This window comes from Streptomyces violens, assembly GCF_000717745.1.
Classification (GTDB): domain Bacteria; phylum Actinomycetota; class Actinomycetes; order Streptomycetales; family Streptomycetaceae; genus Streptomyces; species Streptomyces violens.
Genome location: NZ_JOBH01000017.1, coordinates 143151 through 167333, shown reverse-complemented (window position 1 = coordinate 167333; position 24183 = coordinate 143151). Strand labels below are relative to the sequence as shown.

22 protein-coding genes and 1 riboswitch are annotated in these 24183 nt (G+C 71.2%); of the genes, 12 read left to right on the top strand and 10 right to left on the bottom strand.

Translation table 11 applies throughout. The annotated features are described in order from the left end of the window. The first annotated feature begins 12 nt into the window (after positions 1-12). From IF04_RS0128975 to IF04_RS0128950, 6 genes are all read left to right on the top strand, one after another. A complete protein-coding gene (locus tag IF04_RS0128975; protein ID WP_030264286.1) occupies positions 13-2154 on the top strand; it encodes a carbon starvation CstA family protein in 2142 nt (713 codons plus the stop codon). A 65-nt stretch (positions 2155-2219) separates the two neighbouring features. Beyond that, positions 2220-2420: a YbdD/YjiX family protein gene (locus tag IF04_RS0128970; RefSeq protein WP_030264284.1), complete on the top strand. Its 201-nt coding sequence runs from the start codon at positions 2220-2222 to the stop codon at positions 2418-2420. Positions 2421-2634: 214 nt separating this feature from the next. Then, positions 2635-2904 carry a DUF3311 domain-containing protein gene (locus tag IF04_RS0128965; RefSeq protein WP_078600923.1) on the top strand — a complete coding sequence of 90 codons (270 nt, stop codon included), beginning with the start codon at positions 2635-2637 and terminating at the stop codon, positions 2902-2904. A gap of 92 nt (positions 2905-2996) precedes the next feature. Then, a complete protein-coding gene (mctP, locus tag IF04_RS0128960; protein WP_030264278.1) occupies positions 2997-4613 on the top strand; it encodes a monocarboxylate uptake permease MctP in 1617 nt (538 codons plus the stop codon). Positions 4614-4791: 178 nt separating this feature from the next. Next, a riboswitch (cobalamin riboswitch) is annotated at positions 4792-4922 on the top strand. A gap of 153 nt (positions 4923-5075) precedes the next feature. Beyond that, a complete protein-coding gene (locus IF04_RS0128955; protein ID WP_030264275.1) occupies positions 5076-7502 on the top strand; it encodes a ribonucleoside-diphosphate reductase subunit alpha in 2427 nt (808 codons plus the stop codon). Next, positions 7502-8524, top strand: coding sequence for a ribonucleotide-diphosphate reductase subunit beta (locus IF04_RS0128950; RefSeq protein WP_030264272.1), 1023 nt, complete (start codon positions 7502-7504; stop codon positions 8522-8524). Before IF04_RS0128955 ends, IF04_RS0128950 begins: the two co-directional genes overlap by 1 nt. A 70-nt stretch (positions 8525-8594) precedes the next feature. Here the strand turns inward: IF04_RS0128950 and def are convergent, their stop codons facing one another. From def to IF04_RS0128910, 8 genes are all read right to left on the bottom strand, one after another. Continuing rightward, positions 8595-9233, bottom strand: coding sequence for a peptide deformylase (def, locus tag IF04_RS0128945; protein WP_030264269.1), 639 nt, complete (start codon positions 9231-9233; stop codon positions 8595-8597). Positions 9234-9341: 108 nt separating this feature from the next. Further along, positions 9342-10328, bottom strand: coding sequence for a tetratricopeptide repeat protein (locus IF04_RS0128940; protein ID WP_030264266.1), 987 nt, complete (start codon positions 10326-10328; stop codon positions 9342-9344). Between the two features lie 285 nt (positions 10329-10613). Next, positions 10614-11948: an HD-GYP domain-containing protein gene (locus IF04_RS0128935; protein WP_051831646.1), complete on the bottom strand. Its 1335-nt coding sequence runs from the start codon at positions 11946-11948 to the stop codon at positions 10614-10616. Continuing rightward, positions 11945-13399, bottom strand: a complete 1455-nt coding sequence (locus IF04_RS0128930) for an HD-GYP domain-containing protein (protein ID WP_051831645.1) — start codon at positions 13397-13399, stop codon at positions 11945-11947. Before IF04_RS0128930 ends, IF04_RS0128935 begins: the two co-directional genes overlap by 4 nt. Positions 13400-13536: 137 nt before the next feature. Continuing rightward, the gene (rsrA, locus tag IF04_RS0128925; RefSeq protein WP_030264255.1) at positions 13537-13914 is read right to left on the bottom strand and encodes a mycothiol system anti-sigma-R factor; all 378 of its coding nucleotides are present in this window, start codon (positions 13912-13914) and stop codon (positions 13537-13539) included. After that, positions 13911-14633 carry a sigma-70 family RNA polymerase sigma factor gene (locus tag IF04_RS0128920; RefSeq protein WP_030264253.1) on the bottom strand — a complete coding sequence of 241 codons (723 nt, stop codon included), beginning with the start codon at positions 14631-14633 and terminating at the stop codon, positions 13911-13913. Before IF04_RS0128920 ends, rsrA begins: the two co-directional genes overlap by 4 nt. A 302-nt stretch (positions 14634-14935) precedes the next feature. Further along, positions 14936-15571, bottom strand: a complete 636-nt coding sequence (locus tag IF04_RS0128915; protein WP_030264249.1) for an alpha/beta hydrolase family protein — start codon at positions 15569-15571, stop codon at positions 14936-14938. A gap of 47 nt (positions 15572-15618) precedes the next feature. Beyond that, entirely contained in the window at positions 15619-16437 is an 819-nt protein-coding gene (locus tag IF04_RS0128910) for an SOS response-associated peptidase (protein ID WP_030264247.1), read from the bottom strand. Positions 16438-16472: 35 nt separating this feature from the next. Here IF04_RS0128910 and IF04_RS0128905 point away from each other — a divergent pair, with 35 nt between their 5' ends. From IF04_RS0128905 to IF04_RS0128890, 4 genes are all read left to right on the top strand, one after another. After that, entirely contained in the window at positions 16473-17189 is a 717-nt protein-coding gene (locus tag IF04_RS0128905) for a M50 family metallopeptidase (protein WP_030264246.1), read from the top strand. A 98-nt stretch (positions 17190-17287) separates the two neighbouring features. Next, positions 17288-18652: a 3-phosphoshikimate 1-carboxyvinyltransferase gene (gene aroA, locus IF04_RS0128900; RefSeq protein ID WP_030264245.1), complete on the top strand. Its 1365-nt coding sequence runs from the start codon at positions 17288-17290 to the stop codon at positions 18650-18652. Between the two features lie 12 nt (positions 18653-18664). Next, a complete protein-coding gene (gene rsgA, locus IF04_RS0128895; RefSeq protein ID WP_030264244.1) occupies positions 18665-19672 on the top strand; it encodes a ribosome small subunit-dependent GTPase A in 1008 nt (335 codons plus the stop codon). A 116-nt stretch (positions 19673-19788) separates the two neighbouring features. After that, positions 19789-20112, top strand: coding sequence for a DMT family transporter (locus tag IF04_RS0128890; protein ID WP_030264243.1), 324 nt, complete (start codon positions 19789-19791; stop codon positions 20110-20112). Between the two features lie 96 nt (positions 20113-20208). Here the strand turns inward: IF04_RS0128890 and IF04_RS0128885 are convergent, their stop codons facing one another. Next, a complete protein-coding gene (locus IF04_RS0128885; protein ID WP_037961063.1) occupies positions 20209-20907 on the bottom strand; it encodes a TetR/AcrR family transcriptional regulator in 699 nt (232 codons plus the stop codon). A gap of 188 nt (positions 20908-21095) precedes the next feature. Between IF04_RS0128885 and hisN the strand changes: the two genes are divergently transcribed. Next, positions 21096-21890 carry a histidinol-phosphatase gene (hisN, locus tag IF04_RS0128880; RefSeq protein WP_030264239.1) on the top strand — a complete coding sequence of 265 codons (795 nt, stop codon included), beginning with the start codon at positions 21096-21098 and terminating at the stop codon, positions 21888-21890. A 217-nt stretch (positions 21891-22107) separates the two neighbouring features. Then, on the top strand, positions 22108-22509 hold the full coding sequence (locus IF04_RS0128875; RefSeq protein ID WP_030264238.1) for a CBS domain-containing protein: 402 nt from the start codon (positions 22108-22110) through the stop codon (positions 22507-22509). Positions 22510-22640: 131 nt separating this feature from the next. Here the strand turns inward: IF04_RS0128875 and IF04_RS0128870 are convergent, their stop codons facing one another. Continuing rightward, positions 22641-24104, bottom strand: coding sequence for a catalase (locus IF04_RS0128870; protein WP_030264237.1), 1464 nt, complete (start codon positions 24102-24104; stop codon positions 22641-22643). Positions 24105-24183: the final 79 nt, after the last annotated feature.

The following is a 24183-nucleotide window of genomic DNA, read 5'->3' as shown; positions in this document are numbered from 1 at the left end:
GGAGGACGGCCAGTGCGTACGACATCGCCCCGAACGATCGCCATCTGGACAGCCGTTGCGCTCATCGGCGCCGCCGGCTGGACCCTGCTCGCACTGGGCCGCGGCGAGGAGGTGTCGGCGGCCTGGATGGTGGCCGCCGCCCTCGGCACGTACGCCATCGCGTACCGCTTCTACTCGCGGTTCATCGCCACGCGCGTGCTGCGGGTGGACAAGAACCGCGCCACCCCGGCCGAGCGGCTGAACAACGGCATCGACTTCCACCCCACCGACCGCCGCGTCCTGCTCGGCCACCACTTCGCGGCCATCGCGGGCGCGGGACCGCTGGTCGGGCCGGTGCTCGCGGCGCAGATGGGGTATCTCCCCGGCACGATCTGGATCATCGCCGGAGTGGTGTTCGCGGGCGCCGTGCAGGACATGGTGGTGCTCTTCTTCTCGACCCGGCGGGACGGGAAGTCGCTGGGCCAGATGGCGCGCGAGGAGATCGGCCCGTTCGGCGGGGCCGCCGCGCTGCTCGCCGCCTTCGCCATCATGATCATCCTGCTGGGCGTGCTGGCCCTGGTGATCGTCAACGCGCTGGCCGCGTCCCCCTGGGGCACGTTCTCCATCGGCATGACGATCCCCATCGCCCTCATCATGGGCGTCTACCTGCGCTTCCTCCGCCCCGGCCGGATCACCGAGGTCTCCCTCCTCGGCATCGCGCTGCTGCTCCTCGCCCTCGTCGGCGGCCGCTGGGTCGCGGAGTCCTCCTGGGCCGACACCTTCACCCTCCAGCCGAAGACCCTGGTCATCTGGCTGGTGGCATACGGCTTCATCGCCTCTGTGCTCCCCGTCTGGACCCTGCTCGCGCCCCGCGACTACCTCTCCACGTTCATGAAGATCGGCACGATCGCCCTGCTGGCGCTGGGCGTGGTGATCGCCCTGCCGACGCTGAAGATGGACGCGGTGACGGACTTCGCGAGCCGCGGCGACGGCCCGGTCTTCGCCGGCTCCCTCTTCCCCTTCGCCTTCATCACCATCGCCTGTGGCGCGCTGTCGGGCTTCCACGCGCTGATCTCCTCGGGCACCACGCCGAAGATGGTGCAGAAGGAGACCCAGATCCGGATGATCGGGTACGGCTCGATGCTGATGGAGTCGTTCGTCGCGGTGATGGCGCTGGTGGCCGCGTCCATCATCGACCCCGGCCTGTACTTCGCGATGAACGCCCCGGCGGGCGTCATCGGCGACTCCGTCCAGTCCGCCTCCCAGGCGGTCGCCCAGTTCGGTTACTCGATCTCCCCCGACCAACTGGCGGCCGCGGCCAGGTCCGTGGAGGAACAGACACTGCTGTCCCGGACGGGCGGCGCGCCCACCCTGGCCGTCGGCGTCTCGGAGATCTTCTCGCAAGTGGTGGGCGGCGGCGGGATGAAGGCGTTCTGGTACCACTTCGCGATCATGTTCGAGGCGCTGTTCATCCTGACGGCGCTGGACGCGGGCACGCGGGTGGGCCGCTTCATGCTCCAGGACATGCTGGGCAACGCCTACAAGCCGTTCCGGGACATCAGTTGGAAGCCGGGGCTGATCCTGTGCAGCGCGGCCGTGGTGGGCCTGTGGGGGTACTTCCTGTGGGTGGGCGTCCATGAGCCGCTGGGCGGCATCAACCAGCTCTTCCCGATCTTCGGAATCTCCAACCAGCTCCTGGCGGCGGTCGCGCTGGCGGTGTGCACGACGCTGCTGGTGAAGTCCGGCCGGCTGAAGTGGGCCTGGATCACGGGCATACCGCTGGCCTGGGACGCGGTGGTCACCCTGACCGCGAGCTGGCAGAAGGTCTTCTCCGGCGACCCGAAGGTGGGCTTCTTCACGCAACGGGCCGTCTACCAGGACGCCATCGACGCGGGGAAGGTACTCCCACCCGCGAAGTCGATGGACGACATGCACACGGTGGTCACCAACTCCACGGTGGACGGCGTGCTGTCGGCAGTACTGGCCCTGCTGATCGTCGTAGTGATCGCCGACGCGACCCGCGTATGCATCCGCCACCTCCGCACCCCGGACGCGACTCCGCTGAAGGAGGCCCCGTACGTCACCTCCCGCATCGTGGCCCCGGCCGGCCTGATAGCCACGCGTGAGGAGAAGGGGGAACTGGCGGCGGCTGGGGAGGAAGGGGCTCGCAGGTGAACGACTCGGCAAGCCCGGGGCGTCGGGCGGACGGCCGCCGCGCGGACGGTACGCGGGGCGTCCCGGTGAAGGCGGTCGTGGCGCGGTGGGCGCGGGGCGTGCGGTGGTATGTGCGGGAGTTGACCGGGGAGTCGGCGTACGACCGGTATGTCGAGCATCTCCGTCGGCACGACCCTGACGCCCCGGTCCCCACCCGCGGGGAGTTCGAGCGCCGCAGGACGGATGCGAGGGAGGGTGACCCCCGCTCGGGGTTCCGCTGCTGCTGAGAGGCGCGGGGTGGCGGAGGAGGCAGGAGGAGGAGGGGGTGGGGGCGGGGGGGAGGCCCCCGGAGTGCGGCTTTGGCCCAAACCCTGGCCGTACCCCGCGCCCTCCCCCAAACCGTGTCCGTACCGATATGCGGACAGCTGGTGACGTCAGCCGCTTCAGGCGCTTAGATTTCCTGGCCTTACCTAGATGATCGCCAGGGATGGAGCAGCGGATATGTCAGAGCCAGCCGAAACACCCCGTTCCGGGCCGATCGTCACGCCCACACGTGTGGTGGCCGGCCTGTGCCTGTTCGCTCCGTTCGTGGCGATGCTCTGGGTGAGTTCGTACGCGAAGGTCGAGCCGACGCTGATCGGCATCCCGTTCTTCTACTGGTACCAGATGCTGTGGGTGCTGATCTCGACGGCGCTGACGATGATCGCGTACAAGCTCGTGCAGCGTGAGCAGCGTCAGCTTCGCGCCCGTAAGGACGGTGCGTCGAAGTGATGACGATGACCATGGCAACGAATCTCCCGGCCACCGCGGTCACCCCGGCCGTCCCGGGCGGAAATGCGATCGCGGCGGACGCGACCGGCGGCGTGAACGGCATCGCGCTGGCCGTCTTCATCTTCTTCTTCATAGCCGTCACGGTCATGGGCTTCCTGGCCGCGCGCTGGCGCAAGGCCGAGCAGTCCGACAACCTCGACGAGTGGGGCCTGGGCGGCCGCAGCTTCGGTACGTGGGTGACGTGGTTCCTGCTGGGCGGCGACCTGTACACCGCGTACACGTTCGTCGCCGTGCCCGCGGCGATCTACGCGGCGGGCGCGGCCGGTTTCTTCGCCGTGCCGTACACGATCCTCGTCTACCCCCTGATCTTCACCTTCCTGCCGCGTCTGTGGTCGGTGTCGCACAAGCACGGGTACGTCACCACCTCGGACTTCGTGCGCGGCCGCTTCGGCTCCAAGGCCCTGTCGCTGGCCGTCGCGCTCACCGGCATCCTCGCCACGATGCCGTACATCGCGCTGCAACTCGTGGGCATCCAGGCCGTGCTGGACGTGATGGGCGTCGGCGGCGGGGAGAGCACGCACTGGTTCATCAAGGACCTGCCGCTGCTGATTGCCTTCGGCGTGCTGGCCGCGTACACCTACTCCTCCGGGCTGCGCGCGCCCGCGCTGATCGCGTTCGTCAAGGACGGCCTGATCTACCTCGTCATCGCGGTGGCGATCATCTACATCCCGATCAAGCTGGGCGGCTTCGAGCACATCTTCCACGCAGCGGGTGACGCCTTCGCGGAGACCAACCCGGCCACGGGCAAGCCGCGCGGGGAGCTCGCGAGCGGTCCGAACGCGCAGTGGGCGTACGCGACGCTGGCGCTCGGTTCGGCGCTGGCGCTGTTCATGTATCCGCACTCGATCACGGCCACGCTCTCCTCGCGGAGCCGTAACGTGATCCGCCGCAACACCACCATCCTGCCGCTGTACTCGCTGATGCTCGGCTTCCTGGCGCTGCTCGGCTTCATGGCGATCGCGTCCGGGATCAAGGTGCAGAACGGTCAGTTGGCGATCCCGCAGCTGTTCGAGAACATGTTCCCGGACTGGTTCACGGGCGTGGCGTTCGCCGCGATCGGCATCGGCGCGCTGGTGCCCGCCGCGATCATGTCGATCGCCGCGGCGAACCTCTTCACCCGCAACATCTACAAGGACTTCCTCAAGCCGGGTGCCACGCCCGCGCAGGAGCACAAGGTCGCCAAGCTGGTGTCGCTGCTGGTGAAGGTCGGTGCGCTGGCGTTCGTCCTGACGATGGACAAGACGGTGGCGATCAACTTCCAGCTGCTGGGCGGCATCTGGATCCTGCAGACCATGCCGGCGCTGGTGGGCGGCCTGTTCACCCGCTGGTTCCACCGCTGGGCGCTGCTCGCCGGCTGGGCGGTCGGCATGCTGTACGGCACGGTCGCGGCGTACGGCGTGGCGAGCCCCACCCAGAAGCACTTCGGCGGCTCGAACGCGGAGATCCCCGGCATCGGGGAGATCGGCTACATCGGTCTGACCGCGTTCGTGCTGAACGTCCTGGTGACGGTGGTCCTGACGGTCGTCCTGCGAGCCACGAAGACGCCTGACGGCATCGACGAGACCTCGCCCGAGGACTACACGGCGGACGTCGGCGACAAGGGCGTCCAGGCCGAGCTGCCTCCGGCGACGGCGGGGGCGGCGCACTGACGCCACTCCCCTCCGCACGACAACGGGCCGCCGGGAAATCCGGCGGCCCGTTGTCGTATCCGGCCGTTGTCGCATCCGGATCGGCTCACCGATTCCGAACGTAGCGGACGGCACTGACAACAGCACTGACAGTCGCACCGCGACACAAGATATGGGGACGCTCGCGCAACCCGACACAAGATGTATGCTCGTCCTCGCTGTCGCCGCAGGGGAATCCGGTGCGAATCCGGAACTGTCCCGCAACGGTGTGCTGAGTGGGCATTTGCGCGCTCGCCAAGTCCGAGGACCTGCCGACGGTACGCCCGTTCCGTTCCGGTGCGGGCGTCGAGACGTCCGGGCTCCGTGGGTTGGGCCGGTGGACGCTGCGTGGTGTGCCCGCGTGCCCGGCAGGGCTCCGGCGCGGCTGCCCGTACGCCTCCGTCGTGCCCTCCCCCGGCCCCAGCCGAGTGAGGAGAGCACAAGGTGACCATCGCGCCAGCGGAGTCAGCACGAGAGGCGCAGACGGTGCAGCCGGCACAGGAGGCGCGGCCGGCGACCGGGCAGGCCCAGGACGGCCCCGGTACGGCCCTGCTGCGCACCCTGACCGACCTCACCGCCGACCTGCCGGCCACCGACCCGGGCAAGGTCGCCGCGGCCGCGCTGCGCGGCCGGCACGCCGGCTCGGACGAGGCTGAGCTGCGCGAGCTGGCGATGGAGGCCGCCGCCGGGCTGATCGGCGACGAGCCGCAGTACTCCAAGCTGGCCGCGCGGCTGCTGACCGCCGCGATCGCCGAGGAGGCCGCCGGCCAGGGCGCGACGGGCTTCGCCGCCTCGGTCGCCACCGGTCACCACGAGGGCCTGATCGCCGACGGCACCGCGGAGTTCGTCCGCACCCACGCCGACCGGCTGGACGCCCTGGTCGAGGAGGCCCTCGCGGACGGCGCCGACGACCGCTTCGGCTACTTCGGCCTGCGTACGGTCTACTCGCGCTACCTCCTCCGCCACCCGCTCACCCGCAAGGTCATCGAGACGCCGCAGCACTTCCTGCTGCGGGTGGCGTGCGGGCTGGCCGAGGACCACTCGGACCGCGCCGTCCAGGACGTCGCCGCGCTCTACGCGCTGACCAGCACGCTCTCCTACCTGCCCTCCTCCCCCACGCTCTTCAACTCCGGCACCCGCCACCCGCAGATGTCCTCCTGCTACCTGCTGGACTCGCCGCTGGACGAGCTGGACTCGATCTACGACCGCTACCACCAGGTCGCACGCCTCTCGAAGCACGCCGGCGGCATCGGCCTCTCGTACTCCCGCGTGCGCGCCCGCGGTTCGCTGATCCGCGGCACCAACGGGCACTCCAACGGCATCGTCCCGTTCCTGCGCACCCTCGACGCGAGTGTCGCCGCGGTGAACCAGGGCGGCCGCCGCAAGGGCGCGGCCTGCGTGTACCTGGAGACCTGGCACGCGGACATCGAAGAGTTCCTGGAGCTGCGCGACAACACCGGTGAGGAGGCGCGGCGTACGCACAACCTGAACATCGCGCACTGGATCCCGGACGAGTTCATGCGCCGGGTCGAGTCGGACGGGGACTGGTCGCTGTTCTCGCCGGTGGACGCGCCGGAGCTGGTGGACCTGTGGGGCGCGGAGTTCGACGCCGCGTACCGCAAGGCCGAGGCCGAGGGGAAGGCCGTCAAGGCGGTCCCGGCCCGAACGCTGTACGCGCGGATGATGCGTACCCTCGCGCAGACCGGCAACGGCTGGATGACCTTCAAGGACGCCGCCAACCGCACCGCGAACCAGACCGCCGAGCCCGGCCGCGTCGTCCACTCCTCCAACCTCTGCACGGAGATCCTGGAGGTCACCGACGACAGCGAGACGGCCGTCTGCAACCTCGGCTCGGTCAACCTCGCCGCGCACCTGGGTACCAACGGCGAGATGGACTGGGAGCGGCTGGACGCCACCGTCCGTACGGCCGTCACCTTCCTCGACCGCGTCGTCGACATCAACTTCTACCCGACCGAGCAGGCCGGCGCCTCCAACTCCCGCTGGCGCCCGGTCGGTCTGGGCCTGATGGGCCTCCAGGACGTCTTCTTCCGGCTCCGCCTGCCGTTCGACTCCCCCGAGGCGCGCGAGCTGTCCACCCGTATCTCCGAGCGGATCATGCTCGCCGCGTACGAGGCCTCCGCCGACCTCGCCGAGCGGCACGGCCCGCACCCGAACTGGACGGCGACCCGCACCGCCCGCGGCGTCCTGCACCCCGACCACTACCCCAATGCCGAGCCCCGCTGGGCCGACCGCTGGGCCGCGCTGCGCACCCGTATCGCGGCGACCGGCATGCGAAACTCACTCCTTCTGGCGATCGCCCCCACCGCGACCATCGCCTCCATCGCGGGCGTGTACGAGTGCATCGAGCCGCAGGTCTCCAACCTCTTCAAGCGCGAGACGCTGAGCGGGGAGTTCCTCCAGGTCAACGCGTACCTCATCGAGGAACTCAAGGCTCTCGGCCTGTGGGACGCGCGCACCCGTGACGCGCTGCGCGAGGCCAACGGCTCGGTCCAGGACGTCCCCTGGATCCCCGAGGAGATCCGCGCGCTGTACCGCACCGCCTGGGAGATCCCGCAGCGTGCGCTGATCGACATGGCCGCCGACCGCACGCCGTACCTGGACCAGAGCCAGTCCCTGAACCTCTTCATGGCGGCGCCGACCATCGGCAAGCTCAGCTCGATGTACGCGTACGCCTGGAAGCGCGGCATCAAGACCACGTACTACCTGCGGTCGCGCCCCGCGACCCGGATCGCGCAGTCCGCACGCGGTACGAGCGCCGCCGCCACCGCCCCCGTACCCCAGCAGGCCACCGACCCCGAAGCGATCGCCTGCTCCCTGGAAAACCCCGAGTCCTGCGAGGCCTGCCAGTAATGTCCACCGACAGCAACAAGACGAAGAACCTGCTCGACCCGGGCTTCGAACTGACCCTGCGCCCCATGCGCTACCCGGACTTCTACGACCGGTACCGCGACGCGATCAAGAACACCTGGACCGTGGAGGAGGTCGACCTCCACTCCGACGTGGCCGACCTCGCCAAGCTCTCACCGGGCGAGCAGCACCTGATCGGCCGCCTGGTCGCCTTCTTCGCGACCGGCGACTCGATCGTCGCGAACAACCTGGTCCTCACGCTGTACAAGCACATCAACTCCCCCGAGGCGCGCCTCTACCTCTCGCGGCAGCTCTTCGAGGAAGCCGTGCACGTCCAGTTCTACTTGACACTGCTGGACACGTACCTGCCCGACCCGGACGACCGCGCCGACGCGTTCGCCGCCGTCGAGAACATCCCGTCCATCCGCGAGAAGGCGCAGTTCTGCTTCCGCTGGATGGACTCCGTCGAGAAGATCGACCGCCTGGAGACCAAGGCCGACCGCCGCCGTTTCCTGCTGAACCTGATCTGCTTCGCGGCCTGCATCGAGGGGCTGTTCTTCTACGGCGCGTTCGCATACGTGTACTGGTTCCGCTCGCGGGGCCTGCTGCACGGCCTGGCTACGGGGACGAACTGGGTCTTTCGCGACGAAACGATGCACATGGAGTTCGCGTTCTCGGTCGTGGACACGGTCCGTGAGGAGGAGCCCGACCTCTTCGACGCGGAGCTGGAACAGCAGGTCATCGACATGTTGAAGGAGGCCGTCGAGGCGGAGCTGCAGTTCGCGCGCGACCTGTGCGGCGAGGGCCTGCCGGGCATGAACACCGCGTCCATGCGCGAGTACCTGCAGTGCGTGGCCGACCAGCGGCTGCAGCGGCTCGGCTTTGCACCCGTGTACGGCTCGGAGAACCCCTTCTCCTTCATGGAGCTGCAGAACGTCCAGGAGCTGACCAACTTCTTCGAGCGCCGCGCCTCCGCGTACCAGGTCGCGGTCGAGGGCTCGGTCTCCTTCGACGACGACTTCTAGAGAGCCGCGCACAGGCGGCGTCGTCATCAGCGGCCCCGCGCCCCGTCAGGGGCGCGGGGCCTGCGCGACCTCAGTCGTTCGCCACCACCGGATACCGCGGCGTCCCCTCCGCCATCTGCTTCAGTACGTCCTTGCGGTCGCGCTTCGAGAGGCGGTCGATGTAGAGGTAGCCGTACAGGTGGTCCGTTTCGTGCTGGAGGCAGCGGGCGAAGTAGCCGGTGCCTTCGACGGCGATGTCGTTGCCCTTGAGGTCCTGGCCGCGCACGACCGCGTAGTCGGGGCGCGCGAGCTCGGCGTATGCGCCGGGGACCGACAGGCAGCCCTCGTTGGAGTCGTCCAGGACGCGGCGGGCGGCCGGGAGCTCGTCCAGGACCGGGTTGCAGACCGCGCCGACGTGGCGTACGCCCTGGTCGTCCATGCAGTCGTAGACGAAGACCTTCAGGTCGACGCCGATCTGGTTGGCGGCCAGGCCCACGCCCTCGGCGGTGCGCTGGGAGGCGAACATGTCGTCGACGAGCTTCGCGAGCTCGTCGTCGAACTCGGTGACGTTCTTGCACTCCTTGTGGAGCACCGGATTGCCGACCACGGTGATCGGGCGGGAGGTGCCGCGCTCGCGGTACGCCTTCTCCCGCGCGTCCGCGTCGGTCACGTCATCGATGAACTCGGTGTCCACCTGCTGGTCGCCATCCTGATCAATCTGCTGCGCCATGTCCGCCGCACGCCTTCCGCGATGTTCCGCAAAGATTCTTCTTAGCTGCCAGTACAGCAACCCGTACAGGGTACGGGGGCCCGCCGTGCACCCGCCGACGCAGGGAACTCAGCAGACCTCTTCGAGGTCCCGCCACTCGCGGGTGTCCGGGCTGTCGGCCACCCAGCCGTCCAGCAGGCCGCGTACCAGCCCGGCGGGCGCGGCGATGCCGCACTCGCGCTCGGGCACCCACAGGGAGCCGGAGCCGGCCGTGCGGTGTCCGAGCGGGCCCGGATGGCCGGGCTCGCTGTGGTCGTGCGGGTCCAGCTGCGCGCCCTCGCCCTCGTCGCTGGGCATCCGGCTCTCGGAGCAGGTGCGGCACAGCAGGCGGACGGAGGAGGACCAGTCCTCGGCGGCGTACCCGGCGTCCGCGGCCAGCCGCTCCAGGGCGTCCCGGTCGGCCTCGCCGGCCGCCTCCAGGAGGACGACCCAGGTGGGCACCGGCGAGGGCGCCCACAGCTCGATCTCGTCGAAGACGGGGTAGGAGGGCCCGGCCGTGGTCGTGCGCTCGCCGTGCGGGACGCCGTCGTGCAGGACGACCTCGCCCCAGCGGCGCCCGGAGGACGGCAGCGGGATGGAGAGCACCTCGATGCGGGCGGGGTCCAGCCGGCGGCCCCAGACGACCTCGGCCTCGCCCTCGGGCGAGAGGCGGACCGCGGCGCTGCCGAGCTGCATGCCGCGCGGCTCCCCGGAGGGCGCGCCCTCGCCGGGCACGTGCAGGCCGTACGCCTGCCAGGCGCGGCGGGCCAGCGGCCAGTCCTGCAGGGCGGTGGCCGCGATGCCCACGTTCCACCAGTCGGGGGCCCCGGCCTCGCGCTCCAGCAGGGCGACGGCGCGCAGTCCGGCGGTGCGGGCCTGCTCCCAGTCGTGCCGGAATTTGTGCAGCAGGGCGAGGTTGAACCAGGACTCCGACAGCCACGGCTCCATGTCGGCGGCGCGGGTGAGCAGCGCGCCCGCGTCCTCGTAACGGCCGTCGCCGATCAGCGTGAAAGCGCGGTCGGTCGCCTGCCGCCACGAGGCGGAGGGCCGGTGCCGTACCTTGCCGAAGATCTTCACGATTCCCGCCTGCCGATTGCTTCCTTGGTGCCGTCCGGCGGACGGCCGAGGGCTCACTCGACAACCTGCCACAGTTTGCCGCCGGGCTCAGCCCGATGACCGGCGCCCCCTGCTGCTCCTTGCCTCGCGCAGCCCCCTCGGCCCCGCTCCCCGGGGCCTCCTTCGCATCCAACCATGCCCATATCCGAGGCCGCTCATTACCCATCGGTTTCCGTGACCTTGAACCGGTACCCCGATACGTGACGGCTACCCCTGTGGGCACCGTGTGCACCGCGGAAGGGCCGGTCAGGCCGCGGCGAGCGGCCGGGAGAGCACTCGGGCGAGGGCCTCCACCACACGGGGTTCGAAGTCCTGTGCGGTCGAGAGGCGGAGCCGTTCCAGGGCGCGCAGCGTGCCCCCGGGGCCGCCGTCGCCGCCCGCGAGGTCGTCGTAGGCGTTCACGGTGCGCACGATGCGGGCGGGCAGCGGCTGCTCCCGGAAGGGATCGGCCTGCCGCTCGACGATCACGGCGACCTCCGCGGGCGCCCCGGTCTGGCGGACGACGGCCCCGCCGAGCAGGGCGATCCTGCGCTGTTCGGCGGCGGGCAGCCCGGCGGTGGCGCCGCCGGTCACGGGGTCCACCAGGGAGAGCTGTCCGATGTCGTGCATCAGGGCCGCGTATTCCAGGACGTTCAAGTCGGCCTCGCCGAGGCCCAGTTCCCGGCCGACGGCGCGGCTGAGGACGGCGACCCGGCGGGCGTGGCCCGGCGGGGTGTAGCCGGCGATCTCGGTGGCGCGGGCGAGGGAGGCGATGGTCTGCCGGTAGGTGGCGCGGACGGCGGCGTAGCGGCGGAAGGAGAACTGGGTGAGGAGGAGCGGCAGACAGAAGACGGGCAGTGCCCAGAGCCCGGCGACGGCCGTGGCCAGCGCGATGACCAGGCCCGTCGCGCAGATCGCCGAGCCGATGCCGAGCAGGGAGCGCAGTTCGTCGCGGAGGAGGGGGCCGTACGGCCAGCCGGTACGGGCCCTGGCCAGGGCCGCGGCGAGCACGGCGTCGCACAGGGCGGTGAGCACGAGGATGCCGAGGAGGTAGCAGGTGTAGTACGTGCCGTCGCCGATCCAGGCGGCCAGCCGGCCGGTGTTGTACAGGGGCTGGAAGCAGGTCGCGGCGAAGCCGACGGTCAAGACGCGGCGGGCGATGTGGTCCAGGGCCGGGCCCCGGCCGAGCGCCACGTGCGGGACGAGGCCGATGAGCCCTGCGGCGACCACGACGGCGACGGTCTGCAGGACGCCGTGGGCGGTGGGACGCCCGGCGACCTCGCCGAGCAGGGCGTAGGCCAGGGCTCCGGCGACGCCGAGCGGGGCGCTCTCGCGGTCGCCGGGCAGCGCGGCGGCGCCGCCGCGCGCGGGCGGCCCCGCGCCCCAGCGGGCCAGCTCGCCGACCGCTATCAGGGCGCCGAACGCGAGGGCGATGCCGGGGTCGGTGAGGCCGTGCCAGAGGGTGTGGCCGAGCGCGAGGCAGGCGAGGGCGCCGGCCGCGGCGTGGACGAGGGCGACGGCACGGGGGGTGCCGGTGCGGTGCGGGACGGCGGGCGGGTCGGCGTGGCCCGCGGCGGCGGTCCGCGGCGCGGCGCCGCTCACCGCTCCCCCTTGGCGGCGCCGGGGTGCGGCCTCGCGGCGGCGCCGGGCAGCGCTGGAGTACCCGGTACCGCCGCCGGGGCCGGGCGCCTGCGGAGGGGGACGCCCGCACGCCGGGGCGGCGGCAGGGCGGGCCCGTCGGCGCCCGCGGTGACGACCTCGGGCTGCCAGCCGTGCCGGGCGAGCGCGGCGACCAGGGCGCGGACCATGCGCGGGTCGAGCTGGGCGCCCGCGCTGCGGCGCAGCTCGGCGACGGCGGCGGCGACCGGGCGGGCGCGGCGGTAGGAGCGGGTGGAGGTCATCGCGTCGAAGGCGTCGGCGACGGCGACCACCCGGGCGAATTCGGGGATCTCGCGCCCCCGGAGGCCGTAGGGGTAGCCCTTGCCGTCCATGCGTTCGTGGTGGTGCAGGATCGCGGCCCTGGCCTCGCCGAGGAAGCCGATGCCGCGGACGATCTCATGGCCGTACTCCGGGTGCAGCTCGATGACCCGCCGCTCTTCGGCGGTGAGCGGGCCGTCCTTCTGGAGGAGCCGGGTGGGCACGCCGAGCTTGCCGACGTCGTGCAGGATGCCGGCGAAGCGCAGTACTTCGAGGCGGTCCTCGGCCATGCCCAGCTCGCGGGCGATCATCACCGAGGCGCGGCCGACGCGTTCGCTGTGGCCGCGGGTGTAGCGGTCCTTGAGGTCGACGGCCTGGACGAGGGCGCGGATGGTGGCCTGGTGCGCGGCGCGCTCACGGTGGTACTGCGCGAAGACCCAGCAGGAGATGTACATGGGCAGCAGGACGAGCAGGGCCGCGGCGGGCCCGTAGGAGCTGCGCCAGAGGACGGCCATCATCAGTCCGGCCAGGCCGTGCACCAGGTGCGGGGCGAGCGAGCGGAGCAGCAGGCCGCGCCAGGCGGTGCGCGGCGGGTGCCGCTCGGCGGCGATGAGGATGCCGCCGTCCAGGACGGCCAGGACGGCGCAGAAGGCGGTGGTGGCGGCCGCGGCGGGCAGCAGCGCGTAGGGGAATTCGGGGGTGAGGACGGCGTGGCTGCCGCCCGCGCCGAAGACCTGGGCGGCGGCCCAGGCGGCCAGGGCCAGTTCCGCCGCGTGCCAGAGGCGGCGTGCCACGGGCGAACGTTCCGCGGTACCTGAGAGGAGCGCGCCGGGCAGGGCGGCCAGGGCGGCTGCGGCGGGCGGCAGCAGGAAGACCCCGGCGAGCAGCACGGGGCAGCCCCATCGGGACGGCACGGCGTCGCCGTGCCCCGGTGCGCCGCCTGCGTGTGCGCGGGTCCGGGCCCGGATCAGCGGGCAGTCGCGCATCCGCTCGCAGGCGGCGTAGAGCACGGCGAGCAGGGCCACGGTGGGCCAGGGGGTGCCCGCGGCGGGCAGGGCGGCGGGGGCGGCACAGCCGGCCGCCGCCAGGACGGCACATCCGATGTACGCGTACGCGCCCATGGGCAGCTGCCGCATGGCGCCCTCCTCCCCGTACCGAGCGATGACGCTTCAGGTCCGGTGAGCTTAGAAGGCGCGGGCGGCGCGTGCGGGCGCATCCGGGGATTGGGTGGGGCACATCAGCCACCCCTCACCCGATGGAGTGACCCGGCGCGTTATTCGGCGCGCGCCGCCTCGGTGCGTGCATCGGTTTCGGTCGGTCCGGCCTGGTGTCCGGGGCCCTCGGCAGCGGCCGATTCCTGCGCCTGTTCGAGCACGCTCTTCTCGGGCACGGCCTCGCCGGACCGGATCAGCTCGATCCGTCCCATGACCTTCGAGCGCAGGTCGGTGGGGACGTCGTCGTGGCCGCAGCAGCGCTTGACGAGCTTCTTGACGGCCTGTTCGAGGCCGTACTTCTCCAGGCAGGGCGAGCACTCGTCGAAGTGCTCCTCGAACTTCGTGCACTCCCCGTCCGGCATCTCGCGGTCGAGATACTCGTACAGGTGGTCAAGGACCTCGGAGCAGTCCGTCTCGTGCGGGTCTCCGCAGCTCATGATGTGGAGCCTTTCCGATCGTGCGACTGCTTCCCCGAAGTAGCCGCAGCGCCCGCTCCGGCCGGGACCAGCCCGCGGTCACGGGCGTAGTCCTCGAGCATGCCGCGCAGCTGTCGGCGGCCACGGTGCAGGCGGGACATCACCGTGCCGATGGGGGTTCCCATGATGTCGGCGATCTCCTTGTACGCAAACCCCTCCACGTCCGCGAGGTACACCGCTATGCGGAATTCCTCGGGAATGGCCTGGAGGGCTTCCTTCACGTCCGAATCGGGCAGGTGGTCCAGCGCCTGCGACTCGGCCGAGCGCAGGCCCGTGGACATGTGCGACTCGGCACGCGCGAGCTGCCAGTCCTCGATCTCCTCGGCCGCGCTGCGCTGCGGCTCCCGCTGCTTCTTGCGGTAGGAGTTGATGAAGGTGTTGGTCAGGATGCGGTACAGCCATGCCTTGAGGTTCGTGCCCTCGCGGAACTGGTGGAAGGACGCGTATGCCTTGGCATACGTCTCCTGTACCAGGTCCTCCGCGTCCGCCGGATTGCGCGTCATACGCAGCGCGGCGGAGTACATCTGGTCCAGGAAAGTGAGCGCGTCACGCTCGAAACGCGCATTGCGCTCGGCCTCCGACTCGCCCTTCGTCTCCGAGCGGGCAGCCTCCGCCTGGCCCTCGTTATGTGCTTGTGCCGCGCCGTCGGTCCCTGCGTCGGTACCGCTGACCGGACCCACCTCCTCCAACACCGTGCCGGATCCGGATGCGGATCCGCTCGAATCGGAGAATAGACGACGATCCGGTACCACCGCCGCTCCAGCCGTGACGTGGCGTCCCGCCTGGAGCTGTGCCGGCTGCGGCACCGTCCAGCCGGTTCCCTGCGGTCGGGCCGGGCATGCGATCCCCATGCGGTGGACTCCCATTCCTCGTGCGTACCAGTACGTACCTGCCTACGACCCGGACAACAGAGCGGGGGCGCCGTGCATTCCCGCACTTCTCCGGAAGCGCCGCGACCGGCCGCTCCGAGGCGCCGCGGAGGTCAGTCGGGCAGCCCGACGAGCCACTCGGCGGCCGCCTCCACGATCAGCATGAGCGCCTCGTCCTGGCCGATGGGTGCCTTCTTCGGTACGGCGAAGCCGTGATCGGCGTGCGGTACCTCGACGATCTCGGTGCCCTCGGGGAACTCCTCGGGGCGCCCGAAGGGGTCGCGGCCGCCCTGGATCACCAGGGTGGGCACGCCGGCGCCGGTGAGCTCGTCGGCGCGGGACTTCTCCGGCTTGCCCGGCGGGTGCAGCGGGAAGCTGAGGGCGAGCACGGCGTGCGCGCCGAGCTCACGCGCTGTACGGCAGGCCACCCGCGCCCCCGCACTCCGCCCGCCCGCGACGACCGGCAGCCCGGGCTTCCGCAGCGCGGGCCACAGCGCCGTCCAGGCCGCGTCCAGGGTCTTCGGCGCGGGCGCCAGCTTCTTGCCCGCCACCCGCCAGGGCTGCTCGACGAGCGCGACCGTGACGCCGCGCTCCGGGAGCGCCGCGGCCAGTGCCGCCAGGTCCCGCGCCTCGATGCCGCCGCCCGCGCCGTGGCTCACGGCGAGCACCGTGCGCGCCGTGCCCTCGGCGTGGTGCCAGGTGATCCGGGCCTCGCCCGCCGGTGTGCCGACCGTCTCGCTCTCACTCATGGAGCCATCCTGCCCCGGGCGGCCGCGCCCACCGGGACGGGGCACGGTCAGAAGAGCGTTTCCTCCTCCGGCGCCGCCAGCTCCTTCACCAGCTCGGGGCTGTTGTTGCGGACGTTGCTGACCTCCGTGGAGACGGGGTAGGCACGCATCATCCCGGCGGGCGGCGGGGCGAGCAGCGCGCGCAGCTCCTCGATGTCGGTGGTGGCCGGGTTCAGCCAGGCGTCCCAGCGGTCGGGCGGCAGGACCAGCGGCATCCGGGGGTGGATGTCGGCGAGGGACTGCGGGCCCGCGTCACCGGAGGCGCCGGCCAGCGGCGTGGTCTCGGCGGCCGTGGTGACCACCGAGCAGGTCGTCCACCACGCCTGTGGGTGGTCCGGCGGCAGCGTCGGGTCGCGCCAGAACTCGTACAGCCCGGCCATCGCCATCACCGCGCCGTCGGCCGGCGTGACGAAGTACGGCTGCTTGCGGGGGCGCTTCTTCCGGCCCTGCTCCTCCAGCTGCCGCTCCCCCACGCCGGTCACCCACTCGAAATAGCCGTCGCCGGGGAGCAGGCAGCGGCGGGCCGCGAAGGGCTTCTTGAAGGACGGCTTCTCGTGGACCGTCTCCGCCCTGGCGTTGATCATCTTCACGCCGACGTCGGGTGATTTGGCCCACGACGGGACCAGGCCCCACTTCAAAGGCCGCAGCTGGCGAACCGGCCGCCGGTCCTGGGCGTCTTTGACGGGGCGTTCGAGCACCGCGTAGACGTTCTTGGTGGGGGCGACATTCCAGTCGGGTGCCAGGGTCTCCTCGGGCTCCCACTTCTCGACCTCGAAGATCCCCACCAGATCCTCGGGCCGCCTGCTCGCCGCATACCGTCCGCACATGTATGCCACAGTGCCATGGCACAGCAAGGGGAGAGATGGACACCGAGCACATCACCGACGTATGGGATCGAGTTTTCGCCACACAGCCCGATCCGTCGTTCTGGCTGGTCGTGGCTACGGCCGTGGTCGCACTGGCGGTGGTGCTCCCCTACAGCGCCTGGCGGATATCCCGTAATGCCATCACCATCGCGCACGAGGGCGGGCACGGCCTCGTGGCCCTGCTGACCGGCCGGAAGCTGGACGGCATCCGTCTGCACTCGGACACCTCCGGGCTGACCGTCAGCCGCGGCAAGCCGACCGGCCTCGGCATGATCCTGACCGCCGCGGCCGGCTACACCGCGCCCTCACTGCTCGGTCTGGCCGGTGCCGCGCTGCTCGCCGCCGGCCACATCACGGCCCTGCTGTGGGGCGCGACGGCCCTGCTGCTGGCGATGCTGATCATGACGCGGAACGCATACGGCATTCTCACGGTGGTACTCGCCGGTGCGGCGTTCTTCCTGGTCTCCTGGCTGACCACCGCGGAGGTACAGGCGGCGTTCGCGTACGCGGTGGTGTGGTTCCTGCTGCTGGGCGGGGTGCGGCCGCCGTTCGAGATCCAGGGGAAGCGCAGACGCTCCGGAGGCACCGTGGACTCCGACCCGGACCAGCTCGCCCGCCTGACGAACGTGCCGGCCGCGGTCTGGCTCGGTTTCTTCCACCTGGTGGCGCTCTGCTCGCTGTTCGGCGGCGGCCGGTGGCTGCTGCGGCTGTGAGACATACGCGGCGCCGCCTTAGCAGTGCCATGTTTCGTACAGGTTGCACCCCATTTGATCAAGATCCGCACCCCTGGTGAGCCATTAAAGTGAGCTACATGACCGAGAGCCCCGCACACTCCGCCCTCTGGCCGGCCCCCACCGCTTCCGGAGCGGTCGACGCGACCGTCACCGTGCCCGGCTCCAAGTCGGTCACCAACCGTGGCCTGGTCCTGGCCGCCCTCTCCTCCGAGCCCGGCTGGCTGCGCCGCCCGCTGCGCTCCCGCGACACCCTCCTGATGGCCCAGGCACTGCGCACGATGGGCGTGGGCATCGAGGAGACCATCTCCTCCAACTCCTCCCCCGCCGGCGAGCCCGACGGCACCGGCGAGGCGTGGCGCGTGATCCCCGCCGGGCTGCACGGCCCCACCACCGTCGACGTCGGCAACGCCGGTACGGTCATGCGCTTCCTGCCGCCGGTCGCGGCGCTGGCCGACGGCCCGGTCCGGTTCGACGGCGACCCGCGGTCGTACGAGCGTCCGCTGGGCGGCGTCATCGAAGGGCTGCGCGCCCTCGGCGCCCGTATCGACGACGACAACCGCGGCGCCCTCCCGATGACGGTGCACGGCAAGGGCGGCCTGGACGGCGGCCGGGTCGAGATCGACGCGTCCTCCTCCTCGCAGTTCGTCAGCGCCCTGCTGCTGTCCGCGCCGCGCTTCAACCAGGGCGTGGAGGTACGGCACGTGGGCAGCACGCTGCCGTCCATGCCGCACATCCGGATGACCGTGGACATGCTGCGAGCGGTCGGCGCCCAGGTGGACACTCCCGAGTCCGGCGGCGAGCCGAACGTCTGGCGGGTCACCCCGGGCGCGCTGCTCGGCCGCGACCTGGTCGTCGAGCCGGACCTGTCCAACGCCCAGCCGTTCCTGGCCGCCGCGCTGGTCACCGGCGGCCGGGTCACCATCCCGGACTGGCCCGAGCACACCACTCAGCCGGGCGACGCGCTGCGCGAGATCTTCACCGAAATGGGCGGTTCCTGCGAGCTGACCGAGCAGGGCCTGACCTTCAAGGGCAGCGGCCGCATCCACGGCATCGACATCGACCTGAGCGAGGTCGGCGAGCTGACCCCGGGCATCGCGGCGGTCGCGGCCCTCGCGGACTCCGAGTCCGTGCTGCGCGGCGTCGCCCACCTGCGGCTCCACGAGACCGACCGGCTCGCGGCGCTCACCAAGGAGATCAACGGCCTCGGCGGCGACGTCACCGAGACCGCCGACGGGCTGCACATCCGGCCGCGCCCGCTGCACGGCGGCGTCTTCCACACGTACGACGACCACCGCATGGCCACCGCCGGCGCGCTGCTCGGCCTGGTCGTCAAGGGCGTCGAGGTGGAGAACGTGGCGACCACGGCCAAGACCCTGCCCGACTTCCCCGAGATGTGGACGGACATGCTCAGCCCGGCGACGGCCCCCGCCCGGAGAGCTTGAGAGTCCGCCCCGATGCGCCGCTACGGCAAGAACCCCGACGAGGACGACGTCCGGATCCGCCCGAACCGCAAGGGCAACCGTCCGCGGACGAACATCCGCCCGAAGCACGAGGACGCCAGCGAGGGCCTGGTCCTCACGGTCGACCGGGGCCGCATCACGTGCCTGATCGAGGACCGCACGGTCACCGCGATGAAGGCGCGTGAGCTGGGCCGCAAGAGCGTGGTGGTCGGCGACCGGGTCATGGTCGTCGGCGACCTCACCGGTGCCAAGGACACGCTCGCGCGCATCGTGCGGGTCCAGCCGCGCACGTCCGTGCTGCGCCGCACGGCCGACGACGACGATCCGTTCGAGCGGGTGGTGGTCGCCAACGCCGACCAGCTGGCGATCGTCACCGCGCTCGCCGACCCGGAGCCGCGGCCCCGGCTGATCGACCGCTGCCTGGTCGCGGCGTACGACGCGGGCCTGGAACCGCTGCTCGTCCTCACCAAGTCCGACCTGGCGTCGCCGGACACGCTGCTGGAGTCCTACGGCGCGCTGGGCGTCCCGTACATCGTCACCAACCGCGACGAGCTGACCGACGGCGCCGCTGCCGACCGGGTGCGCGAGCGGCTGGCCGGCCGGATCACGGCCTTCGTCGGCCACTCCGGCGTGGGCAAGACCACGCTGGTCAACTCCCTTGTGCCGCTGCGGAAGCGGGCCACCGGGCACGTCAACGCGGTCACCGGGCGCGGCCGGCACACGACGACGTCGGCGCTGGCCCTGCCGCTGCCGGACGACCGGGGCTGGGTGATCGACACGCCCGGCGTGCGGTCGTTCGGGCTGCACCACGTCGATCCCTCGCGGGTGATCCAGGCCTTCCCCGACCTGGTACCGGGCACGGAAGGGTGCCCGCGCGCGTGCAGCCACGACGAGCCGGAGTGTGCGCTGGACCAATGGGTGGCCGACGGGCACGCCGACCCGGCCCGGCTCTACTCGCTGCGCCGGCTGCTGGCCACCCGGGAGCGGCGCGAGGGCGACTGACGGATCGCCAGAGCGTTGGCGACCGATGCGCAAAGGTAGCTGCCGCGAGGCCGTGGTAACTGCATAATCACATCAGGACTGGGCGAAGCGGTCACCGAACCGACGGAGGCAAACTGATGGCGTGGCTGCTCGTCGTGGTCGCGGGACTTCTGGAGACGGGCTTCGCGGTGTGCCTGAAGCTCTCGCACGGCTTCACGCGACTCTGGCCCACGATCGCCTTCTGCGTCTTCGCGCTCGGCAGCTTCGGACTGCTGACCCTCTCGCTGAAGAAGCTGGACGTGGGTCCGGCGTACGCGGTGTGGACCGGGCTCGGCGCGGCCGGCACGGCGGTGTACGGCATGGTCTTCCTCGGCGACGTGGTGTCGACCGTGAAGATCGTCTCGATCACGCTGGTCATCGCGGGCGCGATCGGACTGCAGTTCTCGGGCTCGGCGCACTGATGCCCGGCCCGGCGCACCGACCGGGTCACGCGCCGGGAGCCCGGCACCGACCGGGTCGCGCGCCGGGAGCCCGGTACCGGCCCGCGCGCCCCGCATTCAGTGCGCGGCCTGATGGCGCGGCAGGCCCGCGAACGCGCTGCGGACGAGCCGCCCGACCTCCTCGGGATCGGCGGGTGCGACCACGCAGGACAGGGTGAGCCGGACCGCCGTCGTGCACGCCGTGCCCAGCTCGGTCAGCTCCTCCTTGGGCCAGTCCGCCTCCAGCGCGGCCACCGCCCGGTCGCTGAACCGGCCGACCAGCTCGCTCGGCCCGGGCAGCGGCGCCTCGACGGGCGGCGGCACCACGGGGAAGCCCGTGCGGGGTCCGGGCACCGGCAACGGGAGCGACTGGTCGGCGGGCGAGGGCAGCCGCTCGTTCCAGCAGCCGGTGAGCACGGCCCGTACGAGGGGGTTGGCGCGGGCGGTACGCAGCGTCCAGTCGGCCGCCGCGGCCAGCCTGGCCTGGGCTTCTTCGGGCAGGGACGACGGGCGCGCGGCCCCCTCGGCGGGCGGACCGGCCGTGGGCGGACCGGCGGCGGGCCGGGCCAGGATGCGCTCCACTCCCGACAGATAGCCCTCGGTCTCACGGCGCACCAGGGCGCGCGCGAGCCCCTGTTTGCTGCCGAACTCGTTGTAGAGGGTCTGCCGGGAGACCCCCGCCGCGGCCGCGACATCGACCATCCGGACGCCTGCCCAGGGCCGTACTTCGAGCGCCGCATAGGCGGCGTCCAGTAAGGAATCACGCGCTGCGGGCATCGTTGCCTCCCAGGCCGTAGTGCCCATATGGCCGGTGTGCGCACAGAATTGACGCCCCACCAGGTGGTGTCAAGGGTCCGGACCAAAGGACTGCCGACAGGTGCGGAGGGGGTTTCCGGAAACCGCCACGCTCCGCGGCGAACGCGGGATTTTCCGTGCTCAGGTACCGGGAAAGATAGTGTTCGCACATGGCCGACTACCACGATGATCTCCGTCTCGCCCACGTCCTCGCGGACGCCGCGGACGCCGCGACCATGGAACGGTTCAAGGCACTCGACCTGAAGGTCGAGACCAAACCGGACATGACCCCGGTGAGCGAGGCCGACAAGGCGGCCGAAGAGCTCATCCGCGGCCAGCTCGCACGCGCCCGGCCGCGGGACGCGGTGCTCGGCGAGGAGTTCGGCTCCGAGGGGTCCGGGCCGCGCCGCTGGATCATCGACCCGATCGACGGCACGAAGAACTACGTGCGCGGGGTGCCCGTGTGGGCCACCCTGATCGCCCTCATGGAGCGCGGCGAGGGCGGGGACCGTCCGGTCGTCGGCGTGGTCTCCGCACCCGCGCTGCACCGCCGCTGGTGGGCCGCCGAGGGGCTGGGCGCCTACACCGGCCGCAGCCTGACCTCAGCCCAGCGTCTCCAGGTGTCGAGCGTCGGGCGCATCCAGGACGCGTCGTTCGCCTACTCCTCGCTCACCGGCTGGGAGGAGCGCGGCACTCTGGGCGGCTTCCTGGACCTGTCGCGGGAGGTCTGGCGGACCCGCGCGTACGGCGACTTCTGGCCCTACATGATGGTGGCCGAGGGCTCCGTGGACATCTGCGCCGAGCCGGAGCTGTCGCTGTGGGACATGGCGGCCTGCTCCGTCGTCGTACAGGAGGCCGGCGGACGCTTCACGGGCCTGGACGGGGCCCCGGGCCCGCACAGCGGCAACGCGGCGGCCTCCAACGGCCTGCTGCACGAGGACCTGCTGAGCTACCTGCGGGACTGAGCCTCCGCCCCGTGGTCACTCCCGGGGATTTTCAAACGGCGCCTTGGGGCGCGTGACCGGGAGACCGGCCCTCACGCGCCCCTTGTCGCACGCCATGGAGCATGTGAACATGAGAATCCCCCCGCTTGTGCGTTTGTGAAATTTTTCTCCAGGCGCTTCCGGCGCCGGGAATGTCCTCCGCGGGGTCTCACCAAGGAGGTGGCTCCACTCCATGCCCATGTACGTCCGCGACGCCATGAGCACGGTGGTCCTCACCATCGGGCCCGCACACACTCTCCGGCAGGCAGCACATCTGATGGCGGCACGGCGCGTCGGCGCGGCCGTCGTCCTGGACGCCGACGCCGGCGGACTCGGCATCCTCACCGAGCGCGACATCCTCAATTCCCTCGGCGCCGGGGAGAACCCCGACCGCGAGACCGCACAGAGCCACACCACCACGGACGTGGTCTTCGCCGCTCCGGAGTGGACCCTGGACGAGGCCGCCATCGCGATGGTGCACGGCGGCTTCCGTCACTTGATCGTCCTGGACGACCGGGAGCCGGTCGGCGTGGTGTCCGTACGCGACATCATGCGCTGCCGCTCGGGCGCCCGGGAGCGGGCCACGGCGGTACCTGCCTGACCCGCTTTGGCCCGGCCTGTTCGCTGCGGCCGGGTCGGAAACGCCGAGGAGGCCGGCCGCCCGAGGGCAGCCGGCCTCCTCTGTCCGGGGTGAAGGGGCCCCGGACGACGCGGTCCGTACAGTGTGACCGGTCAGCCGCGCAGGGCCTGGACCGCGGCCTCCAGTCGCTTGCCGTAGTCCGCGTCCGCCTTGCGGAAGTTCTCGATGGCGCGCTGCGCGATGTCATCGCGCGAGACCTTCGAGATGAAGCCCGCGAGGTTGTTGATCAGACGGTCCTTCTCGTCCTCCGACATCAGGCGGTAGAGGTTGCCCGCCTGCACGAAGTCGTCGTCCTCGGCGTGCGAGGGCGCCGCGGTCTCACCGCTCGTACCGTTCACCGGCAGCGGCTGCCACAGCGCACGGCCGGTCTCGGCCGGGCCGCCGAAGCTGTTCGGCTCGTAGTTCTTCTGGCCGCCGTGCCGGCCGTCGTACAGCGCGCCGTCCCGGCCGTGGCTGCGCGCCTCGGTGGCGTGCGGGCGGTTCACCGGCAGGTGGTCGGCGTTGATGCCGACGCGGTAGCGGTGCGCGTCGCCGTACGCGAAGAGGCGGCCCTGCAGCATCTTGTCGGGCGAGGGGCCGATGCCCGGCACGAAGTGGTGCGGGGAGAAGATCGACTGCTCGACCTCGGCGAAGATGTTCTGCGGGTTGCGGTTCAGCTCCAGCTTGCCGATCTCGATGACCGGGTAGTCCGCCTTCGGCCAGACCTTGGTCAGGTCGAACGGGTTGAAGCGGTAGTTGGCGGCCTCGGCGGCGGGCATGATCTGCACACCGACGGTCCAGCTCGGGAAGTCGCCGCGCTCGATGGACTCGCGCAGGTCCCGCTGGTGGCTGTCGGGGTCCTCACCGGCGAGCTTGTTGGCCTCGTCCGTGGTGAGGCACTTGATGCCCTGGTCGGTCTTGAAGTGGTACTTGACCCAGAAGACCTCGCCCGCCTCGTTGTTCCACTGGAACGTGTGCGAGCCGAAACCGTCCATGTGGCGGTAGGACGCGGGGATGCCGCGGTCACCGAACAGCCAGGTCACCTGGTGGGTCGACTCCGGGCTCAGCCCCCAGAAGTCCCAGACGTTGTCCGCCTCCTGCGAGCCGGTGTACGGGTCGCGCTTCTGGGTGTGGATGAAGTCCGGGAACTTGATGGCGTCCTTGATGAAGAACACCGGGGTGTTGTTGCCGACGAGGTCGTAGTTGCCCTCTTCGGTGTAGAACTTCAGCGCGAAGCCGCGGGGGTCACGCACCGCGTCCGCCGCACCGAGGTTGCCCGCGACGGTCGAGAAGCGCAGGAACGTCTCGGTCTGCTTGCCGACCTCGGAGAGGAACTTCGCGCGGGTGTACTTCGTCACGTCCGCGGTCACAGTGAACGTGCCGTACGCACCGGCGCCACGGGCGTGCACGATGCGCTCCGGGATGCGCTCGCGGTTGAAGTGCGCCAGCTTCTCGATCAGGAGCTGGTCCTGGATCAGGCCGGGGCCGCCGATGCCGGCCGTCTCGCTGTTCTGGTTGTCCGCGACCGGAGCACCGGTCTCCGTGGTCAGCGGTCCGGTGGTGCTTTCTACCGACACGTGCGCCTCCTGAGTAAATACCTGCCCTTGGCTTGCGCCGAGCCCGATCCTACATTGGACAATGTCTAAGTCAAGAAGG